Annotated in this window: 10 protein-coding genes; 6 read left to right on the forward strand and 4 right to left on the reverse strand. The window is 51.1% G+C overall.

The window, feature by feature from the left end; all coding sequences use genetic code 11:
* Positions 1-9 precede the first annotated feature (9 nt).
* Together P2H89_RS29075 and P2H89_RS29080 are read left to right on the forward strand one after the other, a co-directional pair.
* Positions 10-1,014 carry a GNAT family N-acetyltransferase gene (locus P2H89_RS29075; protein ID WP_275833812.1) on the forward strand — a complete coding sequence of 335 codons (1,005 nt, stop codon included), beginning with the start codon at positions 10-12 and terminating at the stop codon, positions 1,012-1,014.
* On the forward strand, positions 1,007-1,393 hold the full coding sequence (locus P2H89_RS29080) for a DUF423 domain-containing protein (RefSeq protein ID WP_275833814.1): 387 nt from the start codon (positions 1,007-1,009) through the stop codon (positions 1,391-1,393). The genes P2H89_RS29075 and P2H89_RS29080 overlap by 8 nt, the downstream gene beginning before the upstream one ends.
* Here P2H89_RS29080 and P2H89_RS29085 read toward each other — a convergent pair.
* Positions 1,383-3,443: a sensor histidine kinase gene (locus P2H89_RS29085; protein ID WP_275833817.1), complete on the reverse strand. Its 2,061-nt coding sequence runs from the start codon at positions 3,441-3,443 to the stop codon at positions 1,383-1,385. The genes P2H89_RS29080 and P2H89_RS29085 overlap by 11 nt on opposite strands.
* A 93-nt stretch (positions 3,444-3,536) precedes the next feature.
* Here P2H89_RS29085 and P2H89_RS29090 point away from each other — a divergent pair, with 93 nt between their 5' ends.
* Positions 3,537-6,089: a DNA translocase FtsK gene (locus P2H89_RS29090; protein WP_275833818.1), complete on the forward strand. Its 2,553-nt coding sequence runs from the start codon at positions 3,537-3,539 to the stop codon at positions 6,087-6,089.
* 171 nt (positions 6,090-6,260) lie between these two features.
* Positions 6,261-6,935, forward strand: coding sequence for an outer membrane lipoprotein carrier protein LolA (locus tag P2H89_RS29095; protein ID WP_275833820.1), 675 nt, complete (start codon positions 6,261-6,263; stop codon positions 6,933-6,935).
* A gap of 46 nt (positions 6,936-6,981) precedes the next feature.
* Here P2H89_RS29095 and P2H89_RS29100 read toward each other — a convergent pair whose 3' ends face one another.
* Entirely contained in the window at positions 6,982-7,572 is a 591-nt protein-coding gene (locus P2H89_RS29100; protein WP_275833822.1) for a UbiX family flavin prenyltransferase, read from the reverse strand.
* Positions 7,573-7,708: 136 nt separating this feature from the next.
* Here P2H89_RS29100 and P2H89_RS29105 point away from each other — a divergent pair, with 136 nt between their 5' ends.
* Positions 7,709-8,239, forward strand: coding sequence for a DUF255 domain-containing protein (locus P2H89_RS29105; RefSeq protein ID WP_275833824.1), 531 nt, complete (start codon positions 7,709-7,711; stop codon positions 8,237-8,239).
* A gap of 387 nt (positions 8,240-8,626) precedes the next feature.
* On the opposite strand, the gene P2H89_RS29110 is transcribed toward P2H89_RS29105, so the two are convergent.
* Both P2H89_RS29110 and P2H89_RS29115 read right to left on the reverse strand, forming a co-directional pair.
* Entirely contained in the window at positions 8,627-9,070 is a 444-nt protein-coding gene (locus P2H89_RS29110) for a hypothetical protein (protein WP_275833826.1), read from the reverse strand.
* Between the two features lie 263 nt (positions 9,071-9,333).
* Positions 9,334-10,593, reverse strand: a complete 1,260-nt coding sequence (locus P2H89_RS29115) for an aminotransferase class I/II-fold pyridoxal phosphate-dependent enzyme (RefSeq protein ID WP_275833828.1) — start codon at positions 10,591-10,593, stop codon at positions 9,334-9,336.
* 221 nt (positions 10,594-10,814) lie between these two features.
* Here P2H89_RS29115 and pafA point away from each other — a divergent pair, with 221 nt between their 5' ends.
* Complete coding sequence (pafA, locus tag P2H89_RS29120; protein WP_275833830.1) at positions 10,815-12,479, forward strand: alkaline phosphatase PafA; 1,665 nt, start codon at positions 10,815-10,817, stop codon at positions 12,477-12,479.
* The last annotated feature ends 16 nt before the right edge of the window (positions 12,480-12,495 follow it).

Here is a 12,495-nt window from a genome sequence, read left to right on the forward strand (position 1 = left end):
CACAACGGAATGGAGATCATAACGCACAGCAAACAATACGAAGACGAAACCATCAACCTCATCGTAGGTATACAGGCCGGCGAATTCGGCGTTCCCATCACTGCCGCCGACCAGCCCGATCTGCGTACCGTGAACACCTTTTACCAGCAGGGCAACGGTAACTTCTGGCTTGCCCTCGAAGAAAATAAGGTCGTAGGCACCATCGCCCTGATCGATATCGGCCACAACGAAGTAGCTTTGCGCAAGATGTTCGTGCACCCCGAACACCGGGGGCGCGATAAAGGAGTGGCACAAAAGCTGATAGAGGTGGTCTTCGACTGGTGTCGTCAACAGCAGGTACAACGCATCCTGCTCGGCACAATTGAACCCTTCAAAGCAGCCCACCGCTTTTATGAACGCAATGGATTCGATCGCATCAAAAAGGAGCAGCTGCCGGCCTATTTCCCGGCCATGCCGCTCGATACGATCTTTTATACGTATTCATTCCACAAACAACAACCGATGAGGATCATCCTGATAGGATTCATGGGGTCTGGAAAAACGCACTGGGGCAAACAGGTGGCGCACCGCCTCAACCTGCCTTTCTTCGACCTCGATGAAGAAGTGGTCAAAGCAGAAGATGGTAAAACCGTCACGGAAATATTTGCCGACTCCGGCGAAGAGTATTTCCGCGAAAAGGAAAAGGAAACGATGGAGAAGCTGGTCGAAACCAATGAATCCATGGTGCTCTCCTGCGGTGGCGGCACGCCCTGCTTTTACAACAACATAGAATACATGAAGAAGGTAGGCATCGTCGTATGGCTCAATACCTCCGTCGATGTATTGCTGCAACGCTTACTGAAAGAGAAAGCCAAGCGGCCGTTGATAAAAGATATCGGCGATGAAGAACTGCGCGCCTACATCCTGCGCAAGCTCAACGAGCGGCGTATGTATTATGAGCAGGCCGATGTGGTGATGGACAAGGAAGATGCCATCTCGATGAACGATTTCATACAAACCGTATTACATGCATAAAGGATTTTTAACCACCGCCGCCTTGCTCGGCGCGCTCTCCGTAACACTCGGCGCATTCGGGGCACATGGATTGAAGAAGATCGTGCCGCCCGAAACCGTAGGCACCTTTGAAACTGGTGTACGATACCAGTTCTACCATGTATTTGCCCTGCTAGTGGTGGCGATATTGTTCGAGAAGTTTCCCGGCGATTGGATGCGTTGGGCAGGTTTGCTCTTCATCATCGGCATCGTACTGTTCTCCGGATCACTGTACGTGCTCACCGCCCTCAAAGCCACCAATACGGTTGGATTGAGCGGAATAGGAGCCATCACACCCATCGGCGGATTGTTCTTCATTGCCGGCTGGATCGCAATGTTCGTGGCAATCATTAAAAAATAGGGGCTTCGAAGGTCAGCACACACTGGCCGTCGCAATCAATATTGAAAGAGCCGCCGATGCTTTCCATGCGCCGGCGCATATTGTTCAAGCCATTGCCAAAGCGGCGCAGCTGGTCGGGGTTGATGCCGACGCCATTGTCCACCACGCGGATGATGAGCGCGTTTTCCCGCGTAGCGATATCGACCTGCAGGTGCGTGGCCTGCGAATGCTTCATCGCATTGTTGAGGGCTTCCTTCACACTCAGGAAAATATTGCGGCGCTTCTCACCACTGATATCAGCCTGCGGGATCACCGGCGGAAGTTTAACATGGCATTCGATCGGTGTACTGTCGAAATACTCGATGGCATGTGCCCGGATATAAGCGATCAGACTCTCCACCGTATCGTTACTGCTCTTCATGGTCCAGATGATCGTGTTCATCTTGCCCAGCAGCTCATTCGCGTTGTTCGATATCTTCTCCAGTTCGGGGATCGACTGGTTCTTCATCTTCGTTTTTAAGATCTCACTCATGAGGCGTATCGCGGTTACGCCAGAGCCCAGCTCATCGTGCATATCCGCCGAGATACGGTCCCGCTCACCCTGCATCGCCGTCACCACCGCCATCTGCTTTTCAAACTCCTTCCGCTCATTCTCCAGCTTCAGCCTTTCCCGCTCCTTCACCCTTTCCACCAGGTCGCGCCGGTTCTTCCAGGCCAGGCCGCTCAGGAAGAAGGACAATTCCAGCACCAGTCCGATCTCATAATAGAAGATAGACCGGTTGAGAATACTCCAGCTCGATTCATTATTGGCGGGCCATATTTTGAGCAGCATGATCAGCAGTGAAATGATCGAAAACACCACCAGTGCGAGGTTCCCCAGCGCAAGGTAGTTGAGCAGTGTGTCCTTTTTCTTGATACTGTATACGATAAAGGTAATGCCTACGACAAAGAAGATCAGCTTCATCACCAGGTTCTCCATCACATTCAGCAACATGTATTTGTCGGTAAAGAAATAAAGCAGGGTGAAGAAAATGGCAAAAAGGATCATGATCACCTTCGACCAACGCATGAACCGGTCCAGGCCCGGATGCTGCTCCTTCGTATTGATGAACTGCCGCACAAAATAGAGATACGTAAATACGCTGGCCGTCATCATCATCAGGTCAAGGTATTCCTCGTAGAAATAATGAAAGCGGGTGCCCGATAAGTTCAGGTACGATTTCAGGAACAGCAGGAAGGCCGTACAGAAAGTATACAGCGCATAAAAGATAAACTCCTTGTTCTTATTCTGCAGGTACACCGCTACCGAATAGAAGATCATCATCAGCAAAATGCCACAGGCCACATAGGTCACCACATCCAGCAGGTAATCGCGGTCGCGGATCGACGACCTCCACTGCCTGAAATAATCCCGCTCCACCAGCCGTGGAATAATATTATTGACATTCGTACGTACAAAATTGAAACGGCAATAAAAGGTACGGGTCTCATGCCCCTGCAGCTTTACCACAATAGCCCCCAGGAAGCGGTTGCTCTGCAAAGTATCCGGTACCGGCGCCCACGCGCCGTCGTCACCCACAGCAGATAGCTCGATATTCCGGCAATAGAAACCAGGCAGGAAATAGACCGACTTGACCGAATCACCTGTATTGGTCAGTGTGAAACGGTCCACCACATCCTGCTCCATATACTCCGCAGGAAGCGATCGGCTCAGTGGTTTGAAAGGAAGACTACGCAAGTCGATCTTGTCACCGAAGGCCAGATTCCTTGAAATGGTCGCCACTTCAAAACCTGTCACCTCCGACCGGTTGAACCGGATCTTCGCAATATCGATCGCCGAAGAATCTACAACACTCAATGGTCCTGCTCCTGCCTCATCACCATCCTGTCCTTCACTTGAATGCTGTACATTGCTGCCCATCCGGCCTGCCAGCGAATCCTGCTGTGCCAGCCCCGGCAACGAACAAATCAGTAAAAAAAGGGAAAAAACGGAGAATGCTACGCGGCCCACACAGGAACGGTGGACAAAAAGGCGGTTGGTGCAGATGGAAAGGTGCTTCCGGAGTTTCATGTTGATTGACATTGTAAAATACAATAATTACCGGCACACCAACGCTTTTATTTGATATAGCGCAGATTTGATCAACTACTTATCTTTGTAACCATGGCCAATCGCTTAAAATCGGGCAAGAACAAACCTGCTGAAACAGATAAACTGAAACCTGAGAAGGAAGAACAGGTAACCGTCAAACAATTGGTGAAAGATGAACGTACCCACAAGATCGCCGGCACGGTATCCCTGCTGGTGAGCCTGTTCCTGTTTATCGCCTTCACGTCCTATCTATTTACCTGGGCCGAAGACCAGGATAAAGTCTTCCGTGGAGCTTCCATCCTCTGGCCCTCGGCCGGGGTAAAAGCCACCAACCTGCTGGGCAATATCGGCGCTTATATATCGCACCAGTTTTTCTATAATGGGTTCGGCATCGCCTCCTATCTTTTTTGCACCCTCTTCTTCGTCATGGGGGCCAACGCCCTCTTTGGAAAGAAGATATTTTCCGTGTGGCGCAATGTCCGCTACCTCATCATCGGTGTACTGTTCTTTAGTGTGGCCTTTGCGTTCTTCGCCGGCCGCAGCCAGTTTACCTGGGGTGGAGCCGTAGGCACTATGATCAGTGACTGGCTCGTAAGCCTGCTTGGCAAAGTGGGTACCGCAGCTTTGCTGTTGGTAGGCGGGCTAGCCTATATCATCTGGCGCTTCAATCCTGTCTTCAAAGTGCCCAGCATGCCTAAGAAGAAAGAAGCGGAGGCAGACGAAGCTGTATTGCCGGTGAATGAAGAAGAGCAGGAACCGCAGCCCAAACCAAAGCGTACCAACAAACTCAAAAAGGGCGAACAGGCAGCACCGCTGCTGGCGCCCAAACTGGAGATAGACGAAGAACTGCTCGAAGACATGCAGCTCGTAGAGAAACCGGAAGAGGAAGAAGATGAGGCGCCTTTTGAAATAGACGAACCCGAAGAGCCTGTACAAATACCGCCACCCATACAACAACCGGTTGCATTACCGCCCCGGATCACCAAAGCCGAAAAGGCCAAGCAGGCAGCAGCTAATCTCGAACTCGAGATCAAGTCCATGCCCGAGGAGCCCGAAACGGAAGAAGAGCCGGTACCGGCAGGAGAGGAGATTCCGGAAGTACGCCAGCCCAACCTGAATATCCCGTACGAGCCCACGCTCGACCTCAAGGATTACCAATACCCCTCGCTCGAACTGCTCGAGCAGCACGGAAGCGAGAAGATCGTTCAGGACCCGGCCGAACTGGAGACCAACAAAAACCAGATCATCACCACCCTCAAGAACTACGATATCGATATCCAGAAGATCAGCGCCACGGTGGGTCCTACGGTAACCTTGTACGAGATCGTACCCGCCGCCGGCGTGCGTATCTCCCGTATCAAGAACCTCGAAGATGATATCGCCCTCTCGCTCGCGGCCCTTGGTATCCGTATCATCGCCCCGATCCCCGGTAAGGGAACCATCGGTATCGAAGTACCCAATGTGAAGAAGACCGTGGTGAGCATGAAGACCCTGCTGGCCTCCGAGAAATTCCAGGCCAACAACTTCAGCCTGCCCGTGGCCATCGGTAAAAAGATCGACAACGAGAACTTCATCGTCGACCTCGCCACCATGCCCCACTTGCTGATGGCAGGTGCCACCGGTCAGGGTAAATCCGTTGGTCTCAATGCGATCCTCGTATCGCTGCTGTATAAAAAGCACCCATCGCAGTTGAAGCTGGTACTCGTAGATCCTAAAAAGGTAGAGTTGACACTTTACCGTACCATCGAGCACCACTTCCTCGCCAAACTGCCCGGCGAAGAAGAAGCCATCATTACCGATACCAAGAAAGTGATCCATACCCTCAATGCCCTGTGTATTGAAATGGATAACCGGTACGACCTCCTCAAAGAGGCCGGCACCCGGAACATCAAGGAATACAACGAGAAGTTCGTCAAGCGCCGCCTCAATCCGGAGAAGGGGCACCAGTTCCTGCCTTTCATTGTACTCGTAGTGGATGAGTTTGCGGATCTGATCATGACAGCCGGCAAGGAAGTGGAAATGCCCATCGCCCGTCTGGCCCAGTTGGCCCGTGCCGTAGGTATTCACCTGATCATTGCCACCCAGCGTCCGTCGGTGAATATCATTACAGGTACCATCAAGGCCAACTTCCCGGCCCGTATCGCGTTCAAGGTATCGTCCAAGATCGACTCGCGCACCATCCTCGATACGGGTGGCGCGGAGCAGCTCATTGGTAAAGGGGATATGTTGATCTCGTACAATGGCGAGCTCACGCGCTTGCAGTGTGCGTTCGTGGATACGCCAGAAGTGGAAAGCGTGTGCGATAACATCGGGGCGCAGAATGGATATCCACAGGCCTTTATGCTGCCGGAGTATGTGGATGAGAAGGAGCTGGAAGGAAAGGATTTTGACCTCAGCGACCGCGACTCCCTGTTCGAAGACGCCGCCCGTATGATCGTCACCAGCCAGATCGGCTCTACCTCGCTGCTGCAGCGCCGCATGAAGCTGGGGTATAACCGCGCAGGCCGCCTGATGGACCAGCTGGAAGCAGCCGGCATCGTAGGCCCCAGCCAGGGCTCCAAGGCCCGCGACGTGCTCATCAAAACGGAAATGGACCTTGAGCAACACCTGGCCAATTTCCTGTAGGCGCGCCCAAAGCCAACCGTGCCGCCTCGGCTATCTGACGCCCGGGTCACTTTTTCTGTTAATTTATTCCTAATGACTAAACGGTCGGGGGAAAACCGACGTCTAAGTTTCTGACGCAAACCAATATCTTTGCGCCTTTTAGCAACTCGTATTATACACAAATACCTATAAATGAAATCAGCACTTTTATTCATTAGTTTAATTGGGGTCGGATTGGCAGGGTTTTCTCAGAAAAAGGTTGGTGATCAACCGGTTACAAACGATCCGGCTGCCAAGAAAGTACTTGACGACGTAAGTGCAAAATTCAAGACCTACAAATCCGTGCAGGCTGCTTTCTCCCTGAAAAATGAAGACGCGAAAGGCAAAGTGCTCGACAATAAGAAAGGAACCGTATCCATGAAGGGCTCCAAATACCGCGTATCGCTCGTCGGTGGCGCCGAGATCTTCTGCGATGGATCCAATATCTGGACCTACGACAAAGCGGCCAACGAAGTCACCATCACCAAACTCGATCCTTCGGCAAGCAGTATCAGCCCGCAGAAATTGTTTACCAATTTCTATGATAAGGACTTCCTCTATAAACTGAATGGTGAAAAGAAAGAAGCTGGTAAAACACTCGTGGAAATTGAAATGACACCAGTTGATAAAACCAAGTCATTTCACAAAGTATTCCTGCTGGTAGACAAAAATGCGAGGACCTTGTACAGCACCCGCATCCTCGATAAGAGTGGCACCAAGATCAGCTACACCGTGAGCAGCCTCAATGGCAAAGCTACCCTGGCTGATAATATCTTCGTATTCGACAAGAGTAAATATCCCGGAGTAGAAGAAGTTGACTTGCGATAATGCACAGGCACAAATAACCATCTATACGAAAGGCTGATCATCGTGATCAGCCTTTTTCATTTCCCTGCGATCCCCACCGGAAGGTGCTGATATCAAGGCCTGCCAGGTCAAGTACCCGGTCGGCCACGGTGGCCGCTACTTCTTCGATGGTGGTGGGTCTGCTGTAGAAAGAAGGAGAGGCCGGGCAAATGATGCCGCCCGCCAGCGTCACCGTTTCCATATTCCGGATATGAATAAGATTATAGGGAGTATCGCGTACCATGCAGATCAGCTTGCGGCGTTCCTTCAATACCACATCAGCTGCCCGCGTGATCAGGTCGGTCGAAACGCCCGTTGCAATACGGCCCAGCGTGCCCATCGAACAGGGCGCAATGATCACCGTATCGAAGCGCCCCGATCCCGACGCAAAAGGTGCATTGAAATCCATGGTACCATACACCTTCACCCGCTCATGCCCCTCCAGGTATCGTTTATAGTCATCATTGCCCAGCTCGGTTTCCCATACCTGCCTGGCATTGGTCGTCATCACTACCCCCAGTTCGCTCCATTGCGCCGGAATGGTCAGCAACTTCTGCAAAAGTAGTTTGGGGTAGATCGAACCACTGGCGCCGGTAATGGCGAGCACAATTTTATGCATGGTATTTGAGTTAACTTTAATAACGCAAAATGGTTATACTAACAACGGCTGGTAAAAAGCCCGGAAATAAGCCTTGCCGGTCAAGTACGGAGGCAACCAGGCGGCCGGCAAACCCCGTCATTAAACAAAAATAAGTATGCAAACCTTCAAACTGGTTCTTTTGTTCGGCTGGGTCCTTGTTTTTTCGTGCGGACAGCGTCCTGTTGCAGAGATCGCCAACAAGACCCAATGGCTCACGTTGACCCAGGTAGCCGAAGGCCTGCAAAAGCAAAAGAAACCGGTATTGATCGATCTGTATACCGATTGGTGTGGCTGGTGCAAGGTCATGGATAAAAAGACATACACGAATAAGAACGTAGCAGCCTACCTGCAGGACAAGTTCTATGCAGCAAAGGTGGATGCCGAAACGCGCAGCGCCATCACCTGGCAGGGGAAGAGCTATACGTACAACGACGGATACAAGACAAATAATTTTGCCATCTATCTTACAGGCGGACAACTTTCCTATCCCACCACTGTCATTATCCCCGTCGATGGAGAACCACAGGCCATTCCCGGTTACCTCACACCACCCGAGCTCGAATTGCTGGTTAAATATTTCGGTGAAGGACAATTCGGCAAGAAGGATTTTGGCGAATACCAACGCTCCTTCAAATCCAGTTGGTAGAGAATTGAATCCGGGAGGTAGGGGCGACGTATGTCAAAATATGCGTATAAGGTGTTAATATTTGGCACTTCCCGTCTACACGATAAGAATATCGATTTAGCACCCAACCGAATGCATCATTTCTCCGCAAACGTTTGCATGTAGTCTGAATGCGGTGAAAAGGGCTGCGAACAGGATTCATCCCCTATTCATGTGTTGACCCAGATCAATTCCTTTAAAAAAAGTTACGGCGTGCAACCATTGAATCAACGCCATCATCTTATATTTGAATTTTCATAGGATAAGGTTTAATGGTTAATGGTATTTGATTAGTGCAGTCCTGCCGCAAGGCGGGACTCTTTTTTTGTAGCAATACCAAACACATCATTCCCTACACAGGTAAACAGCCTAGGGAGTAATTCTGGGCTCGAGGATCTTTAGCTTGTTGAAGTTGATAGGGTCGAGGGGGATGATAACCAGGCCTGGCGTAAACGTACCGCCTTTCCGGATGCGGTAGGTGAAGATGTTGCTGCGCCGGTTGTTGACATACGTAAGTTCGTTGAAACGATCCTGGTTGACACCCAGGAAGGCCACTTCGATATAATAGCGGGCAGGTGGTACTTTGGGAATGACGATCTCATTGTTCACCGGGTGATAGATCCTTTTGATGATCCCGGCGCCGGAATGATCATAACGGTCAAAGATTACCAATACCGAATCCGTGATGGGTGTACCGCCAGAATGCTTCAGGCGAATGGTTACGTCCACGCTGTCCGTGGGCAGCTTCCTTTGAGACATCGCAGGGATGCCCCAAAGCAAAGAGGTAACCAATAACGCCATAATTGCCTTCATTAAAACCGAATTAGATAAAGCAGTCTTTACCGATGGAATAACGGTTGTTTGGCTAAAAAATTACATATTATAGCCGGGATATGTTGCAGTTGAGGCATTTAAACGATGAAAGATCAGTTTATTACGGTTAACTGGCCAACCAATCCGCTGAAACGCCCTGCCTGGCTTGATCAATATTTGCTATATGTCAAGGGCTTTGAAGTCACCCAATAAAAATGCCGACCCGTTACCAGGTCGGCCAGTATACTTCAGCACTAAAATACTTATTGAGCTTCGGCCATATCAGGAATGGCTTCTACTTTGTATTCACCAGCGTCCAGCTTCTTCTTGGTTTCGTCAAACGCGATCAGCGTCAGGCGAATGTCCTCATCGGAATGCGCAGCCGTCGGAATCAGGCGGTAGATGATATGCCCCTTTGGAATAACAGGGTATACCACGATCGAGCAGAAGATGCCGTAGTTCTCACGCAGGTCCATCACCATGGCAGTAGCTTCTTCCACGCCACCCTTCATGTACACCGGAGTTACCACAGAGTCGGTTTTGCCAATGTCGAAACCTCTTTCCTTCAACCCTTGTTGCAGCTTCGTCGCATTCTCCCATAACTTGGCTTTCAATTCTGGGCGTGTACGCAGCAGTTCCAGGCGCTTCAGGTTACCCAATACCAGCGGCATGGGCAGGCTCTTCGCGAAGATCTGGCTGCGGATATTGTAACGGATATAGTCGATGATAGACTTTGGACCGGCCACAAAAGCACCGATAGAAGCCATCGATTTGGCGAAAGTAGAGAAGTAAAGGTCGATCTGGTCCTGTACACCCTGTGCTTCACCAGCACCGGCGCCGGTTTCACCCAGCGTACCGAAACCATGGGCATCGTCTACCAGCAGGCGGAAGTCGTACTTGCTCTTCAGGTCAACGATCTCCTTGATCTTACCCTGGTCGCCGGCCATGCCAAACACGCCTTCGGTGATCACGAGGATACCGCCGGCCTTTTGTTTGTCTACCAGCGCAGTAGCACGTTGCAATTGCTTTTCGAAGTCTTCAATATCGTTGTGTTTAAACACGTAGCGGTGACCGGGATGCAGGCGCAAACCGTCGATGATGCAGGCATGACTTTCTGCATCGTATACGATCACATCATGACGGCCGCACAGCACGTCGATGATGCTCACCATACCCTGGTAACCGAAGTTCAGCAGGATGGCGTCTTCCTTGCTCTCAAACTCGGCCAGTTCCTGCTCCAGGCGCTCGTGATAATTGGTATTGCCGCTCATCATGCGCGCACCCATGGGGGAGGCCAGACCAAACTGAGCAGCCGCGTCGGCATCCGCCTTGCGTATTTCGGGGTGATTGGCCAACCCCAGGTAATTATTCAGGCTCCAAACCACCATCTCTTTGCCACGGAACTTCATTCTGCTACCGATCTCACCCTCAAGTTTGGGGAAGGCGAAATACCCATGCGCACGTTCACGGTGCTGGCCGATAGGCCCATAGTTCTTCAACAGTCTTTCGAAAATGTCTGCCATATAATGGATATGTTAAAGGTTTGATTTAGATGAATCAAGGGGCAAAAATAACGCATTTAGTGCAATGGCTGGTATGGGATTCATCACAAAACATGCACAAAATCTGCCACTGGCGCCATTTTGTGGACCAATGCCCTGCAAAAACACGCAACACTTTGTTGATCAAATTTTAATGCAGCAATTTATCCGGGCTTATATCTTTGCCGGAAATTATTTCTACAATGCGGAAGTTATTCCTGTACACTTGCTTGTCCACCCTTGCCTTCAGTTCACTGGCCCAAACCAAACCCAAAACAGCCGCTCCGGCAACTACCACCCTCAACACCCCCAACCGTCCTAAACTGGTCGTTGGTATCGTGGTAGACCAGATGCGCTGGGATTATCTCTATCGATATTATGATCGCTACAAAGCCGATGGCGGATTCAAACGATTCCTCCAGCAGGGCTTCACAGCAGAAAATACACTCATCCCGTATACGCCCACGATCACGGCCTGCGGACATACCTGCATCTACACCGGCAGCGTACCCGCCGTACATGGCATCACCGGCAACGCCTGGTGGGATAAAGAACAACAACGCAGCGTGTATTGCACCGAAGATAAAACGGTGAAGTCCGTAGGCACTACCGGAGTCAACGGCGAAATGAGCCCCCGCAACATGCTCACCAATACCATCTGCGATGAGCTCCGCCTCGCTACCAACTTTCGCAGCAAAGTAGTAGGCATCGCGATTAAAGACCGCGGCGGTATCCTGCCCGCCGGCCATTCCGCCAACGCCGCTTATTGGTACGATAGCAAAACCGGCGACTGGATCACTTCTACCTACTACATGAACGACCTGCCCCAGTGGGTAAAAGACTTTAACGCGAAAAAGGTCGTTGATAAATACTATGCCCTCGACTGGAACCTCATGTATCCCAAAGAAACCTACGTGCAAAGCACCGCCGATGAAATGCCCTGGGAAGGAAAATCCTTCGGGGCCGATCAGAAGGGTTTCCCATACGACCTGAAGAAGTTTATTGGTAAAAACTACGGCGCCATCGCCAGCACGCCTTACGGCAACTCGATGACAGCCGACATGGCCAAAGCAGCCGTGATCAACGAACAACTTGGCGCCGATGATATCCCCGACTTCCTCGCAGTAAGCTTCTCTTCTCCCGATTATGTTGGTCACTCCTTCGGACCCAATTCCATCGAACAGGAAGATGATTTCCTCCGCCTCGATACCACCTTCGGTAACCTCTTCAACTTCCTCGACCAGAAAGTAGGGAAGGGGCAATACCTCGTGTTCCTCAGCGCCGACCATGGCGTAGCCCATGTACCCGGCTTCATGAAAGAACACAAACTGCCTGGCGGACTTATTGAAGATGATCGCTGGGGTAAAGAACTGGCTGCCGGACTCAAGGCAAAGTTCAATGCGGACAAGCTGATCACCAGCACCTACAACTACCAGGTACACCTCAACCACCACAAACTCGATTCACTGGAGCTCGATAAAAAATCAGTGATCCAATACATCGTTGATTACTACAACAAACAGGAAGGTATATCCCGCGCCTTTGCCATTAATGAACTCATGACCGTGCCCCTCACCGCCAAGCAGCGCGACATGATGGCCAATGGTTGGTATCCCCGCCGCAGCGGCGATATCCAGCTTGTATTGCAACCCGGCTGGATCGACGGCGGCGCCACCGGCACTACCCACGGCATCTGGAACCCCTACGATGCACATATCCCCATGCTGTTCTACGGCTGGGGCATCAAACCGGGCCGCACCAACCGCGAAACCTATATGACCGACATTGCTCCCACCATCGCAGCGCTCCTGCACATCCAAATGCCCAACGGCACCGTGGGTAAAGTGGTGGAAGAAGTATTGAAATAATATTCACTATCATGAT

This window comes from Paraflavitalea sp. CAU 1676 (genome assembly GCF_029223285.1).
GTDB lineage: Bacteria > Bacteroidota > Bacteroidia > Chitinophagales > Chitinophagaceae > Paraflavitalea.